The sequence below is a fragment of the Larkinella punicea genome (assembly GCF_003334855.1).
Taxonomy (GTDB): Bacteria; Bacteroidota; Bacteroidia; order Cytophagales; family Spirosomataceae; genus Larkinella; species Larkinella punicea.
Window position 1 is genome coordinate 19,881 of record NZ_QOWE01000004.1, and the last position, 14,895, is coordinate 34,775.

General features: G+C 54.1%; 9 protein-coding genes. 5 read left to right on the forward strand and 4 right to left on the reverse strand.

The genetic code is table 11. From position 1 onward, the window contains the following. The first annotated feature begins 137 nt into the window (after positions 1–137). From DUE52_RS05395 to DUE52_RS05415, 5 genes are all read left to right on the forward strand, one after another. Positions 138–1,094 carry a 2-hydroxyacid dehydrogenase gene (locus DUE52_RS05395; protein WP_114404962.1) on the forward strand — a complete coding sequence of 319 codons (957 nt, stop codon included), beginning with the start codon at positions 138–140 and terminating at the stop codon, positions 1,092–1,094. A gap of 16 nt (positions 1,095–1,110) precedes the next feature. After that, a complete protein-coding gene (locus DUE52_RS05400) occupies positions 1,111–1,956 on the forward strand; it encodes a serine hydrolase (protein WP_114404963.1) in 846 nt (281 codons plus the stop codon). Position 1,957: 1 nt separating this feature from the next. After that, entirely contained in the window at positions 1,958–2,650 is a 693-nt protein-coding gene (locus DUE52_RS05405; protein WP_114404964.1) for a uracil-DNA glycosylase family protein, read from the forward strand. A 101-nt stretch (positions 2,651–2,751) separates the two neighbouring features. Then, on the forward strand, positions 2,752–3,288 hold the full coding sequence (locus DUE52_RS05410; RefSeq protein WP_114404965.1) for a CD225/dispanin family protein: 537 nt from the start codon (positions 2,752–2,754) through the stop codon (positions 3,286–3,288). 40 nt (positions 3,289–3,328) lie between these two features. Beyond that, positions 3,329–3,655, forward strand: coding sequence for a DUF2752 domain-containing protein (locus tag DUE52_RS05415; RefSeq protein ID WP_114404966.1), 327 nt, complete (start codon positions 3,329–3,331; stop codon positions 3,653–3,655). Here the strand turns inward: DUE52_RS05415 and DUE52_RS05420 are convergent, their stop codons facing one another. The 4 genes from DUE52_RS05420 to DUE52_RS05435 all read right to left on the reverse strand — a co-directional run bounded on the left by DUE52_RS05420 (position 3,656) and on the right by DUE52_RS05435 (position 14,877). Then, the gene (locus DUE52_RS05420) at positions 3,656–4,807 is read right to left on the reverse strand and encodes a BamA/TamA family outer membrane protein (protein WP_229312073.1); all 1,152 of its coding nucleotides are present in this window, start codon (positions 4,805–4,807) and stop codon (positions 3,656–3,658) included. Between the two features lie 83 nt (positions 4,808–4,890). After that, entirely contained in the window at positions 4,891–12,306 is a 7,416-nt protein-coding gene (sov, locus tag DUE52_RS05425; protein ID WP_114405231.1) for a T9SS outer membrane translocon Sov/SprA, read from the reverse strand. Between the two features lie 239 nt (positions 12,307–12,545). After that, positions 12,546–13,139 carry a Holliday junction branch migration protein RuvA gene (gene ruvA, locus DUE52_RS05430; RefSeq protein ID WP_114404967.1) on the reverse strand — a complete coding sequence of 198 codons (594 nt, stop codon included), beginning with the start codon at positions 13,137–13,139 and terminating at the stop codon, positions 12,546–12,548. Positions 13,140–13,299: 160 nt separating this feature from the next. Next, positions 13,300–14,877 (reverse strand): lytic transglycosylase domain-containing protein, encoded by a 1,578-nt coding sequence (locus DUE52_RS05435; protein ID WP_114404968.1) that lies wholly within the window; start codon positions 14,875–14,877, stop codon positions 13,300–13,302. Positions 14,878–14,895: the final 18 nt, after the last annotated feature.

A 14,895-nucleotide genomic window follows, 5' to 3' on the forward strand; every position in this document is an offset into this window, starting at 1 on the left:
TTGTGTTCGATTGAACAATGAACAACGCCTGCTGAACAGCGGGTTTTCTGCCCGAAGCCCTTTGTAAGCGTTCTCAGATCGTGTTCATGCGTCATTGTTCATGGTTCATTTTTTTGCAAGTTACAAAAACCATACGGATGTCCCAGATTCAGCCCATAATCCTGATTGCCGACGAAATGCACCCCTCGCTGTTTCCCATGCTCGAACAGGCGGGGTTTGCCTTTCGGTATGAACCTAAAATCTCGCGAAGTGCGCTCATCGAGCAGATTGCCGATTACGAAGGGTTGGTGATCCGGAGCAAAACGCCGGTCGATGCCGAAATACTGGAAGCGGCCCAACGGCTCCTTTTTATCGGCCGGGCCGGAGCCGGACTCGATCTGATCGATCTTGAACTGGCCCGCCAGCGAAACATTCACGTTTTCCACGCGGGGGAAGGCAACCGCGATGCCGTGGCCGAACATACCGTGGGCATGTTGCTCGGCTTGCTGGCCAACATTGCCAAAGGCGACCGGGAAGTGCGCCGGGGCGTTTGGGACCGGGAAGGAAACCGGGGCTACGAACTGGGCAGCCTGACGGTCGGCATCGTCGGGTTTGGCAACAACGGCCGGGCCACGGCGCGTCGGCTCAGCGGTTTTGGATGCCGGGTGTTGTGTTACGACAAATACCTGACGCAGTATGCCGGAGCCTACGCCCAGGAAGCCGAAATGGAGCAGATCCTGGAAGAAGCCGACGTCCTGAGCCTCCACGTTCCACTCACCGACGAAACCCGGATGATGATTGGCGATGCGTTTATCGAACGCGTTGAGAAGCCGTTTTTTCTGATCAATATTGCCCGGGGTGAAATCGTGTCCCTGCCCGCCCTGGTGCGGGGTCTGGAAAGCGGAAAAGTCCGGGGGGCCTGTCTGGATGTACTGGAAAATGAAAAACTTGCCAAACTGACGCCCGATCAACAGACGGCATTCGATTACCTGCGAAATTCGGACCGGGTTTTGCTGACGCCCCACGTGGCGGGTTGGACCCACGAAAGTTACGTTCGCATCAATGAAGTGCTGGTGACCCAATTGAAAGCTTTACTCCCAACAAACCTGACTTAAACGTTCAATCCCGGTAATGACCCTCGTTTTTCGCCCCACCCACTTTCTAGTTCTTTCACTCTTTCTGGCTCCCATTTTGGCAACAGCCCAGCTTCTGCCCGAAAAATTAACCGGTTATCTCCAAAAACTATCCGCCCAGGCCCAGGTGAACGTAGCCTTTGAATCGTTGGTAGACGGCACCCAATTCGTTCATCGGCCCGACGAACTGGCTCCCTCGGCCAGTGTCATCAAAATTCCAATCATGATCGAAACGATGGAACAGGTAAAGGCCGGAAAATTCGATCTCGACAAAATCCATGTGTTGCTGGCGTCGGAGAAAACCGGCGGTTCGGGAGTGTTGCAAACCTATCCCGACGAAAGCAAGATCACCAACCTGGAGGTCCTGACGCTGATGATGACCCGCAGCGATAATTCTGCCACCAACATTCTGATCCGTGAACTGGGTATGGATAACATCAACCGCCGAATGCAAACCCTGGGTCTTACGCAGAGCCGGTTAAACCGGGTGATGATGGACACGCTTGCCGCCAAACAGGGTCGGGAAAACCGGGTAACCGCCCGGGAAATGAACCTGCTACTGAAGAAAATTTATCGCAACGAAGTAGCGACACCGGCCCTCTGCGCCCAGATGATCGACATCTTGAAGCGCAACGCGGACCAGACCACGTTCCGGCTATTCTTGCCCAAGTCGGCCGTCATTGCCCACAAAACCGGGGAACTTACCTACGTCCGGGGGGATGCCGGCATTTTTTACGTCACCAAGCCCTTTCTGCTCTCGATTTTTGTGCAGGGAACCACCACCCCGGAAGCCGAGAAAATCATTGGCGAAATCGCGGCCATTTGCTACAACCAGTATCAGTAAGATGGAAACCTTTGCCGACCGTGCGATTGCCTACTACCTGGGTTTGAAGGAGCCGGAAAACCTCCCGTCCGGAGTTAGTGCGCTCAATCCGTACCGTCAACCGGAAGTACAAACCATTGTCAACCAGTTTTTTACCACCTATTTTTCGGATAACGCGCCCCGGGTGTATATCCTGGGTATCAACCCCGGTCGCTTTGGCGCGGGGGTAACGGGTATCTCGTTTACCACACCCCAAAATCTCCAAAAATACTGCGGAATCGACAACGATCTGCCGCCTTCACCAGAACTTTCGAGTCGGTTTATTTACCAGATTGTCGAAGCCTTCGGCGGTGCGAAAGCATTTTACGGGCAGTTTTTCCTGACGTCGCTTTACCCACTGGCCTTGGTGAAAGATGGGAAGAACTACAATTTTTACGACGATAAAGCGACGACTGCCACCCTCTGGCCCGCTATTGCCGATACCATCCAAACGCAACTTTTATTCGACCAATCCGGTCTGGAGAAAAACCGGCGGGTGGCGGTTTGTCTGGGGCGAAAAAATGAAGCGTTCTTTCAAAAACTTAACAAAGAGCACCGGTTTTTCGACCGAATCGTAACCCTCGATCACCCACGCTATATTCTGCAATACCGCAGCCGGGATATTGAATTGTATGTCGATCGGTACGTACGCACGCTGGCCGATTGTCTTTCATAAAAAAAGGAGGGCCTGAATACGCATCAATGGACATCTTTTTCTATCTTTCAAACGGCTAGTTTTTTGAGTATCAATCCCCAACCATTCCTTCCTTTTTCTACATGAAGCAATACTACTACCTGGAGGGCAACCAGCAACTCGGCCCGTTTACCCTGGAAGAATTGCGGTCGAAGCCCCTCAAACCGGACACCAAAGTCTGGACGCAGGGCTTGCCCGACTGGGTTGCGGCCCAAACCGTTCCCGAAATTAACGAATGGCTTTCCCGCCCACAGGCACCACCGGTTTACCCGGTTCAGCCCCCAACGCCAAACCCACCGACCTACCAGCCTTTTCAGGAGTCCTACACGCCGAACCAACCGCTGTCGGCCGGTCTGGGCAACCGACCCAAAACCTGGCTGGTGGAGTCCATTCTGGTCACGCTTTTCTGCTGTCTGCCCTTCGGCATCGCCGGCATCGTCAATGCCTCCAATGTTGAAACCCGCTACAGCAACGGTGATTTTGCCGGGGCGCAACGCGCGTCCGACGAAGCTGCCAAGTGGACCAAAGTAAGCTTTTTTGTATCCATAGGTTTTTGGGTGCTGTATTTGGCCGCCATCTTCATCGGTATTCTCAGTGGGGTCTCTAACTCGTTTTTTTAACCGATCTGGACAGGTTGCTCTCCTGTTTTTGCTAATTGGCATGGCGGGGCTTTACTTCTGGTTCGATCCGGCCCGGGTGTCGTTTTTCCCGCCCTGCCCCTTCCGGTTTCTGACGGGTCTAGACTGTCCGGGATGCGGTTCGCAGCGCTGTCTCCATAAGTTGATGCACGGCAACCTTCGGCAGGCTTATCACCACAATCCGTTGCTGGTTGCATCACTCCCCTATGTTCTAACGGGACTGGTGCTGGAATACACACCTTTGCGGAAAAGTCAGGCCGGTTTTCACCAGCGGTTCTACGGCAAAACCGCCAGCCTGATTGTGCTTGGAATCGTGCTAATTTACTGGATCGGAAGAAATCTGGTCTGACTAAAACGCTTCTCCCAGCGAGATGTAAAAGCCGGTGCCTTCGCGGGTGAGGCCCAGATCGGCCCGCAGGAAAACGTCTTTTTTCTGGAAGAACAAAAACCGGACGCCCCCGCCCGCAGCCCACCGGACCTGATCGACCTGAAACGACCGAACGGTGGGCGAAACCGTGCCTAAACCGGCAAATACCGTTGCGCCCCAGCGTCTGCTGAAGCCGAACGGAAGCCATCGCACCTCGGCCTGCCCCGCCAGCACATTCTTGTCGCGGTAACGCCCCAGGTAATAGCCGCGCATGAGCGATTCTCCACCGATCAACCCCAGGTTGTTGAAGGGGATGTCGCCGGTCATGAACGTACCGGCCAGTTGCAGGGCCAGCACCCGGTTGGGGCGTCCCAGTGGCCGGAACAGGCGGCTGTCGAGCACCACACTGCGGTATTTGAAATCGCTGCCGAAACCGGGTCGGTACCACAGAATACCGGTTTCCAGAAAGCCTCCTTTCCGAACATTCAGGACATTTTTCCGATCGTCATACACCACGGCCGCGCCCAGTCCCATCGTGGTGGAGCCTTCATGTCCCAGTGGCAAGTCAAAGTTGGGCTTGTTTTCGGTTTCGAACGAGACGCTTCCGATGTTCTGAAAATCGGCTTCGACACCGGCATACCAGTTGTTTTTGACCTGCCGAAGAATACGCTGGCGAATCTGGACATAATTGGAATTGACCAGCACCGGATTACCCGACGAGGTGGACGGCCCAATGCCGTAATAGAGCAGCGGAAACTGTTGGTAGCGCGCCTTTCCCAGAAAAAAATACCGGTTTTTGTTGGTATATGCCGCATTTTCGAGCAAAGCGCCGAACTGTCCCCGGAACGTCACGAAGGTATATAGAACGATCTCGCTGAGCCGGTTGACGACAGTGTCTTTTTTGGCGTAGAACAATGAAAACGTGCGAATTCCAATCTCCACACTCGTTTCAGGCGCAAAACCGGCGGTGGGGAAAATCAGTAATTTTGACGTAGCGGCCGAAGACGTATCGTTCAGGACCCGTTTTACATACCGAACGAGCGAACCCTGCGCCCTGGCGGATGAAACCGTTAAACCAAAAAACAATACCAGTAAACTACTTTTCAGGTGGATTCCCATCGTTCGTTTTTGCATTCACCTCTTATAACTGGAAAAACCGCCAGAATGATTGAGCAGTTTCAGCCGAAAACCGGTTGACCGGAACGAACCCGTTGATTTTATTCCGCCAGATTGAAGCGAATCTGAACACCACCCGCCGTGGTGGCCCGGCGGAACGAGTTGGAAACCAGCGGATCATTGAACGTTCGATCGAAATAAACCTGTACGTTCAACCGGCGGTTGACGACGTAGCTCACCTGTGGCCGCAACTGGAAGTTGACGTTTCCGGCGGTAATAATTTGCTCGCCAACGCCATTTTCATTCAGAGCGGTGTCGTCAAATTTACGCTGCACCGTCCGCGTGTCGCGGAAGGTCAGGTTGCAGTTGAAGGTCAGATCATTTTTCAGCCGCTGGTAGGCCCCGTTGATTTTAAAGGGAATCCGGAAATTCGTCTTCGTGAATCCAAACCGGAACGTGATGTCTTTGTTGCTGAGTTCGGCGACCTGCGCATTGGACAGGTTGAGGGCAACGCTCCGATCCTGGTTGTATTCCAGCCCCCCGCTGATTTTGCTCTGCGTCCGGAAAGTCACGCCCAGCAAGGGCGAAAACCGTTCGGTCATGGTGATGGTACTCATCACAAAAATCGGAACGAACTGGTTTTGCTCGTTGAACAGCGTTGCCAGCGGGTAGTTCATCACGGCCAGATTCACGTAAGCCGCTTCGTAGTCGAGCGAGGAGGTAAAGTTACCGACGCTGTAGGTCGAGTTGTAACTGTGCGTTAAGGTGAAGGCACTGAACAGTTTACGGAACGGTTTCAGTTGCGATAAACCATTGTAATCGACCCGCCAGTTGGGCAGCGGAAACCGCAGGAACGGATTGATTTTCACCGTATTGGGATCTTTCCCGCTGTATGCCGCGAAGAAGGCCGGAATCAGCACATCCTGCGACGTCAGGTTGTATTCACCTACACTTCCCACGGGCCGGTTCAGCATCAACCGGTTCAGAATGATCTTTCGGTATTCGGCAAACCGGTCGAAGATTGGCGAGGAATTGTCGCTGTTGAGCTTGGTAAACGCCGTTTTGAACGACAGAAACGACATGCTAAACTGCCCGTTGCGATACGGGCTCAGGCTCGTAAAGGAACCGCCAGTCGTATCGACCCGGTAGACTTCCTGGTAGCTATCCTGGCGGGTCAGCCGGGCTTCGACCGTAATGCGAAAATCCTTGAAGGGTTCCAGCGTCGTGCGGGCGTCGAACTTCTTGCCAAGCGTCTGCGTAAACGGCTGATTGAGAACCGTACTTTTGGATAACCAGCCCCGCTCGGCGGATTTCCGGTGAATGTTCCGATCCTGACTTCCCAGCACGAACGGCAATCCGGGGGCATTTTCGCGCGAAAGACCGAAGAACCGGGGCGTTGGCAGGAAGCCCGGCAGCAGCGTCGATTCCTGCACCGTGTAGTTGAAATTGATGCCCCGAATCGTTAGCAACGTCCGGACAAAACTCTTCAACACCCGGCTTTCCGTGCGCTGAATGTCCTCGATATCACCGGGGTTTCGGGTGAAGTTTTTGCGGGGAGCCGAGGGCGTATTGGCAAACCGCAGCGACTTGATTTTGTTGTATAACCGGATAAAATCCACCCGCCCCTGAATGCCCCACTCCCGGTTGTTTCGGATGGTATTCCCAAACGGCACATTCAGCGTATCGGTAATGCCAAACGAGTTGGCCTGAAACTGGTACCCCACGTTGTAGGTCAGGTCGGCGGCAATCCAGTCGAGCAACGGCAGCTTGTCCAGCGGCATGCGGTACGTAGCCCGGATGTTCTGCTCATAATTTTTCGTCCGGCCAAACCGCCGGGCGTTGGCCCAGACCGAGTCGACTTTGGCCTGCGTATTCAGATCCCCGGCGGGTTCGTCGATGATGGCGTTGGAACGGGCGTTGTAGGTTAAAATCAAATTTTTGGTCAGGTTCCACTGCAAATCGTAGTACCGGTTGAACCAGAAATACTTTTCAAACTGCGGTACCATGCCCTCGGTCGTGAGTTCGGAATTGCGGAGCTGGGTTTTGATAAAACTCCGGTCCACCTCGCCCCGCACGGCCACCTGCGTCGGTAGCAAGGTCAGGTTAAAATCACGCAGCCAGCGCAGATACGGGCGTTCCAGCGACTGAAACCGTTTAAACGGTTCGAACGGTTTCGGCTGGGCACTGTAGACGTAGGCAATGCCCCCGCGCGTTTGTTTTTGAATAAATTGTTCGGTCAGAATATTCGTCCGGGTCGCTTCGTTGAACGCATACGTAAACGACAGGTTTTCAACATCATAGAAATGACTTTTGGCATTCGGATTGGTTTTCACCTTCCGAAAGTTCGACAGGTTGATCCCGCGCCGGACGGAACGGTCTTCGACCAGCCTGCGGTATCGGTCCCGGTCATTTTCATTCAGCGTCGATAATGTGGTTTCCAGTGGCGTATCGGGGTCGAGCGGATCGAAATGCGGCTGAATCAGCCGCTGGTCGTAATTGACGTAGAGCGGAATCCGCAAGCCCCATTTTTCGGGCAACAGTTTATCGACCGCAATCTGCGACTGAACCCCGTATTCAGTGGAGGTTTCCCGCGACCGTTCCGAAATCCGCTGCTGGACACCACCAAACCCAAACGTCGTTATTTTCCCCGAGGCCGTAACGGTGGCCACATCGGCCAGTTTGGCATTGAGCACCCCAACGGCAGCCCGGCCGGCCGTCTGGTCGAAGCCGTTGGCGCGTAGTTCATTCACCCAAATGGTAAAACTTTTCGCCTGCTCGTCGGCCGACTTCGGATTGCGAACGCCAATCATTATGATCTGCACCGCGCTCAAATCCGGGTTTCCGACCACGGTCAGTTTATACCGTCCGTCGAGGCTGTTCATCGTAAATGGCTGGGCCGATGTTCGCGTAAACTGGCGGTTTTTCTCCGCCTTGAGGTTAATCAGTTCATCGATGGAAATATCGAGGTCGTTGGCAGTAGGCCACACCACATCATCCGTCCGGGGACCATCGGGCGTGGAGACCAGATTCGGAATCTCAATTTCGTAGTAGTTGTCCGTAAAATCGGTTCCGAGCCGAACGAAGGCCGACACCTGGCCATTTTCGTTCTCCTCATTGTGCATGTGAATGAACATCTTCAGCCGCTCCCGGAACAACAGGTCGAGATTCGTATTTTTGAAAGCCGCCCGGGAGTCACCATCCCGCAGGTTGGTCACGCTCAGGCTCATCGACTGCTCGTTGAGTTCCACCTGGTTGATCTGCGTAAAATCGCGGTCGCGCTGAAAACCGGGGGGCACGCGGTAAATGTACTTGTTTTGTCCGGGGGCGCTGTTCTCTTCCACGTTCACTGCGCTCACTTTGAACTGCGCGTCGTAGGGCTCCGGCACCTCCTGCAAGCCCCGCGCCGACAGGTCGCCCGTATACTTCCGGTATTGGTTGGACGTCATCTGCAACTGCGCAAACCGCAAGACCACCGGTTCTTCAAACTCCGTCAGATACATCCGCGCAAACCGTACGGATTTAAACCCATTGATGTTCCCGACTTTTTTGGGATTATCACGCACCGGAATCCGGAACAGATACCAGGTCACCGGTCGGCCGGCCTTCGTCTGCACTTCCACTTTATCGACAATGTAGCCCCGGCCCACCGCAAGCTGCCCCGGTTTCAGGTCAATTTCGTATTCGTAATAGGCTTCATTGTCGTTGATGGTGTTGTCGGTATTCAAATCTTCGATGTCGGGGAGCGTGGTCGATGCGGGCGTCACCAACTGGTTGCGGTCCTGCGATTCGGGCGAGTTGTTCTCCATGCCCATATACTGTTTGTACCGACTGACAATATGCCGGACCGAATCGGCGCGTTGGCCGTAATAAAAAATAAAGTCATCGTTGGCGGGATCGCTCAACAGCCGTTCACGGGCAGCGGCATTGAGCCGGGGCGAAACCTGATCGATGTAACTTTTAAAATACGTATTCTCGTCCTGGTTACTCAACCCGTCGAGACCGATGTCCTGCTGCGAGCGCGTGACGTTATCGAAAGCCTGGGTCACAAACTGCGAGCGCGTCACCCGCCCCCAGTCCGTTGAATCGGGCGACAAACCATTGGGAACCGCCAGCCCGTTTTCAAAATTATACCGACCATCCTTGATCACGTCTTCCGCCACATCGCCCAGGTTGAAAACCAGTTTTCCACCGGTGCGGTTGGCTTTGTTCTCAAAACCGTCGTGAACCGTGGCGAAGGTCGAATCCGTAGCGCCCACAAAGGGGTCCATCAGCCAGAAATCGATGTTTTCGATGTTAGCGTTATCAAAGTCGGCATCGGACGTGATGGCCCGCATCACCGAGCCAAAATTCTTTTTGGGGTCACCGGCCAGGCGTCCGTCGGGAGCCAGGTTTGGGTTAAAGTTGTACATCCCGCGTTCCCGGGGGAAATAGGCCACGTCCAGAATGTTCTCCGGCAGGTTGACCAAACGCACCGAGCGACCCGGAAACAGTTCGTTGGAAAGGAAAAACTGTTCGTAAACATTTCTTAAGTCGTTCTCGGTCAGGTTACTCTGGGGCGCGCGCCCCCCTCCCACCGTGTTGGCGGTGCTGAAAGTGTTGTCGACGGTATAGACCGAAATTCGGGCGCGGTTATAGGCATAGGCCAGGGGGTCGGCAAACGTGCCCTGCGGAAAAGCCCGCTCCGGCGTCGTTGGCGTCGATCCCAGTCGCCAGCGCGTGGGTTGGCGGGTGAGGTCGTAGAGCGTGCGGGCGGCCTCAAAATCATCGATGAACGCGTTGTTGTTCACACGCGGAGCCACGCCCGGAAACAACTGGGCCACTTCGCCCTGGAAAGCAATATTCGACAGTTCTTTGGTCTGAATCAGCGGCAGTCCATCCAGCATCCGGGTCAAAAACCGCGAGTCTTTCCGAATCATGGCGTCGAACCCCAGAATGGTGTTGTTCACCGGCTCGTTTCCGATGGCCACGCGCGTCAGAAAACCGGCGGGGGTTTCGCGCATGTTCATGGCCGTCATCCCGATGTTCACTTCCGGACTCAGCTTGTAATCGAGCCGCGTTCCAATCAGCCGCCGGATCTGGTTCTGGAACAGGTCGGGGCGCTCATACCGCACCTTGATTTCCTGACCCGAGTTCATCAGACTTTCGTTCAGAAACCGCACCCGGCCAATCTGCGACTCTACCACAAAATCCGAACCGGGCGACAACGGAACCCCACCCGCCGTCACCTGCACCGATTTCTCATCGACACCATAGGGCAAGGTCACTTCCCCGCCCGTCGAGGACTGGTAACTTCCTTTCAGGAAAAATTTGTTTTTACCCGCCACCTGCTGCGCATCCACCAGCGTGGTTCGGTACAGTTCGTTGTAAACGTACTTGGCTTTCAGGGCATCGTCGGTTCCGAATTTGTTGGCCAGATACGACCCAAAGGGTTCCAGCACCGGAAAGATTACCCGGCCATACCGGCTGTCGACCGTGACGCCTTCTACGAAGTCAAAATTACCATCCCGCTGCGGATCGAGTTGGGCGTTCACCTGGTCCATGTTGAAGACCTGAACCAGCGGGATATCCTTGATGGTTCCCGGCCCCTCCTGCAAATTAGGATTGTCGATCCCGGTCAGGTCATCTTTGTAGATAATCCGCAACTGGAAATTCTGCTTGTTGATCTGCGAGGTGTTGAGCGAATAAATGTTTTTCATCATCAGGTTCCACATCGGCAACTGGGTGTTGTTGCGGATCGTCGATGACTTCAAGAGCTTCAGAATCAGCACTTCATTATCCTGACGGTTCTGGTAATCTTCGGTTAATTCCCCCACCTGGTATTTCCGACCCCGGTAGGTATATTCGTAGGAAACCGCCAGTACTTCGTCGTTGCGCAGGGGTGTCACCAGCGAAATGTACCCCAGTTCCGGCTGAAACTTGTACTCGGTTTCGGTCAGGCGTTTGGCTCCCCGCAGCAGTTCGTAGTCGACGCCCTTGGCAAAACCGAAGGTGCCGTCCAGTAAAAAATTCACCTGATCCACCTGTCGGATACCGGTGTTCGCTCTCAATCGGGCAAACAACCCGTTTCCGGCGGTGTTGTCGGCCGCGCTGCTGGCATCCGGATTGATGGGCTGGAGGTTCGGATTGGCGGTGTTGAACGGTCGGGGTTCGCCCAGATCCGCAAAACCGACAACGTTCCGCAGGGTCGTGGTGGTGTTGGTCCGGTTGGTTACGTATACCTCTAAACGCGTAATGGTTACACCCGATATAATCTGGGGAAGGCTTTTCAGCGACCGTTCATAGTTGTTCCGGAAAAATTGCGACAGGAAGAAGTGACGGTTTTCGTCGTAGGTATCGACCCGGATTTCGTAATTTTTCTGCATCGATCCGCCTTTGATCGTAATTTCTTCCTGCTTCGATCGCTGCTGCGATGCCACCACGGTGGCGTATAGTTTTCCGAAACGAAGCTGGGTTTTCACCCCGAACAGGTTTTGCACCCCCGGAATCAACTGGCTGCTGAGCGGCCAACTGATGTTCCCCGCTTCCAGCCCCTGAATGATGCTGGGGTCCTGGGGCTGAAACTGGGGAATGGCCGAAGGCGTCATGCTTCCCAAACTGGGCAGACTGCCTGGCAAACCGCCGGGACTGGGTAAACCGGGCAACCCGGGCAACCCGTTGGCACTGGGCAAGTTCGGAACCGGCGGACGGTAATTCAGCTTCAGGACATTTTCAAAATTAAAACTGGATTTGGTGTCGTAGTTGGCGGTGATTCCCAGCCGTTCTCCGATCTTTCCATTAAAGCTGATGTTGATCTGCTGATTGAAGACAAAGTTGCCATTTCGACGCTGCAAAACCGGAATTATCGGGTTGTCGATAAACTGGTAGAGATACCCGAAATCAAGCATCACGAACCCGTTCGGCTTGAAATCCACCAATGAGCCGCCAAAGAGTCGGTCGAAGACCGGCGGCAGTTCCAGCTTCGGAACCAGCCCCCGCCCACTCACCGCACTCTGTCCATCGTTCCGGGCCGCGTATTCGCGCCACAAACTTTTTTGAACACGCTGGTTCTGTAAGCGGTTATAGTCTTCATACGACATGGTTTCGGCCGGTCGATAGGGCAACCCAGGCGCTGGCCTTGTCGGCGGGGGGGCAACCGGGATGGCTCCGATGGCGGAATTTCCAGTTGTGGCAGCGGGAGTAGTGGTCGATCCGGACGTCGGACGCGAAGTTTCCGGTTGGCTACCGATGCGCTCCAACACGGAAATTTGCCCCGGCCCATTGAGCTGAACCTCGGTTGAAACCGCCCGTGGATCACGCAGCAAAAAAGGAGACTTGGGAATGGTAACGGAAAAAGGACTTACATACCGGTCGCGCCAGCGAATGATGGGTCGGCGCTCGGCCGAGCGGGTGGCCCGGATGCTATCCTGGCGGACGCGGGCCAGAGAATCGGCCGGCGAAACCGTACGGCGACGCGCGGGTGTCTGGGCTGTTACCGGCATCCAGGCCGATCCAACCAGTAACGCACACAACACAACCATCCAGGGCTCAATCCGGCCATTTAACAACCGCAACCGGGTCAATCGGTGGGACTCAACACATTCCAAGAGAGGCACGTATAATTTGATTCGGTGGAATAGGTAGTTAGTTTATTCAGATACATCTCTATCACCAAACGGCGAAAACCTTGCCAATATTTTAGTTATGAATTATGAGTTATGAGTTATGAGTTATGACGCTTGCGTTAGCCAACTCATAATTCATAACTCACAACCCATAATTACTTGAGAGCCAAACGTATAAGCTGTTCAACGTTGAGTTCGTCGCCTTCGCGTTTCAGAATGGTATCGAGGCTTTTTTCGGCCGCAGCCTTCGGAATACCCAGCGTAACGAGTGCCGCCAGGGCTTCATCCCGAACGGGGTTGACGGTCATCCGGTAGTTTGGTGTACCGGCCTGGGCCACGATCCCCGCTTTTTTCATTTTGTCACGCAATTCCAGAATAACCCGTTGCGCGGTTTTACTGCCAATGCCTTTGATCTTCTGAACCGCCCCAACGTTTTCCATCAGAATGGCCTGACGGAGTTCAACCGGCGTCAGGGTCGAGAGCATGGTAAGTGCGGTATTGGGACCGATGCCCGACACCCCGATCAAATCCAGAAAAAGGTTTTTTTCGTCGAGATCGCCAAAACCGTACAGCGTCTGGGCATCTTCACGAATGTGTTGATACGTATACAATTTCGAGGGTTCGCCCAGCTTTGGCAAAACCGTAGACGTGTACAGGGAAACATGGATTTCGTAGCCGACTCCGTTGGCTTCCAGAATCACAAGGGTCGGGTCTTTGTGGGTAACTTTTCCGCTAATGTAAGCAATCATAGATAGCTTTTTTCAACCAGTCCAAGCTGGTCTTAAAAAGTCAAAGATACGAAAGAGTTAAGAGTTAAGAATGAAGACGGGGCCGCCCGGCGGTTAAACATGCCTCTATTTATTCTTCTCTTTAACTCTTAACTCTTCATTCTTAACTCTTCATTCTTTTCTAACCTACAATCAGACGCTGACCGGGTTTGAGTGAATTTCCCTTGATTTTATTCAGTTTTTTCAGTTCATCGACGCTCAGGTCGCTATACCGCTTCGAAATATTCCAGAGCGTGTCGCCATCCTGAACCCGGTGGTACTTTGGTTTGTAGGTCTTGGTCCGTTTGGCCACTTCTGACTTCCCCTGACTTTTGGTTGCTTTGGCCACCCGGGACGACGTTTCCGGCAGCGCCTGTTCCCGGAAAATGACCAGCTTCTGGCCTTTCTGAATGCGGGTTGAACGCAGGTGGTTCCACTTTTTGAGGTCATACACGTCCACGTCATACTTCTCCGCAATGCGCGACAGCACCTCACCCCGCTTCACGACGTACACGGTTTTTTTCGGTTTTCGGCGAACCACCTCCTCAACGTCATCCTCATCGGAAGCAATGGCATTGGCAGCGATCACCGGCTGCGACTCCCGGGCCTGCTCCTCATTGGCATCGGTAAAAGGAAAATAGTCCCGTTTTCGCGCGGAGTCGGAACGGTAGTCGACGCTTTCGGTCGATGCCAGCAACATATTGGTCGCAATCGTCGGGTTCCGACCGGCTGAATCCAGAATAGCCCGCCGATTGGACGCAAAATAATCGAAATGGGCTTTCGGTACCCGAAGCACAAAACTGCGGGTTTGATCGGACAGCACACCCGTCATGATCGACGGATTCATTTTCTGAATTTCGGCCAGCGGCACGCCACTGTATTTGCAAAACCGCTCGATCGACAGGTAGCCGTTGACGTGAATCGTATCGCAGGGAATGGGATATTCGGGCTGTTCGGCGTAAATGCCGTGGTCGTTGGCGAAGTTCATCATGTAGGTCAACGCAATGAATTGCGGGACATACGCGCGGGTTTCTTTCGGCAGGAAATTATAAATCGTCCAGAACGAATCGCCCCCGGACCGGCGCATGGCGCGTTTCACCGTCCCCGGACCGCTGTTGTAGGCCGCCAGCGCGAGGTGCCAGTCACCGAAAACCCGGTATAAATCTTTCAGATAGCGACAGGCCGCATCGGTCGACTTGACCGGGTCCATCCGCTCATCGATGTACTCATCCTGATAGAGTTTAAAATCCGCACCGGTGTAGGGCATGAATTGCCACAAACCGCCTGCGCCAACGCGCGAAACCGCCTTGGGATCCAGCGACGATTCAACGATCGAGAGGTATTTCAGCTCGTCGGGGATGTCGTGCTGGGCCAGCAACCGCTCATACAGGGGGAAGAACATCGGCATCCGCTCCATCACCTTTTTGGTGTAACTCGGCCGGCGGAAGGTGAAGTAGTCGATAAAACCGTGGACGGTTTTGTTGTAGTTCAGGGGAATGGTCTGTTCCAGTTTGGCAAGTCGGTCACGCAGAACGGGTTCCGGGATGGACAAGACCTCCGGCACATCGACCACTTCAATGGTTTCCTGTGCCGTGTCGGCTCTGACACCATTGGTGTCGGCCTGAAAAAAAGCGCCCCAACTGCGGGGAGCAACGCTTACTAAAAGCAATACAGTACAAGCCAATCGGAGGCCGTGAAGGGTCGTCTTCAGGTTCGACATGAGCAGGTTTTGGGTTAC

Excerpts from the sequence above, each read along its gene's own strand:
- DUE52_RS05405 (WP_114404964.1), top strand. The coding sequence starts at position 1,958 with ATGGAAACCTTTGCCGACCGTGCGATTGCCTACTACCTGGGTTTGAAG.
- DUE52_RS05420 (WP_229312073.1), bottom strand. The coding sequence starts at position 4,807 with ATGCAAAAACGAACGATGGGAATCCACCTGAAAAGTAGTTTACTGGTA.
- sov (WP_114405231.1), bottom strand. The coding sequence starts at position 12,306 with ATGGTTGTGTTGTGTGCGTTACTGGTTGGATCGGCCTGGATGCCGGTA.
- DUE52_RS05415 (WP_114404966.1), top strand. The coding sequence starts at position 3,329 with ATGGCGGGGCTTTACTTCTGGTTCGATCCGGCCCGGGTGTCGTTTTTC.
- DUE52_RS05395 (WP_114404962.1), top strand. The coding sequence starts at position 138 with ATGTCCCAGATTCAGCCCATAATCCTGATTGCCGACGAAATGCACCCC.
- ruvA (WP_114404967.1), bottom strand. The coding sequence starts at position 13,139 with ATGATTGCTTACATTAGCGGAAAAGTTACCCACAAAGACCCGACCCTT.
- DUE52_RS05400 (WP_114404963.1), top strand. The coding sequence starts at position 1,111 with ATGACCCTCGTTTTTCGCCCCACCCACTTTCTAGTTCTTTCACTCTTT.
- DUE52_RS05410 (WP_114404965.1), top strand. The coding sequence starts at position 2,752 with ATGAAGCAATACTACTACCTGGAGGGCAACCAGCAACTCGGCCCGTTT.
- DUE52_RS05435 (WP_114404968.1), bottom strand. The coding sequence starts at position 14,877 with ATGTCGAACCTGAAGACGACCCTTCACGGCCTCCGATTGGCTTGTACT.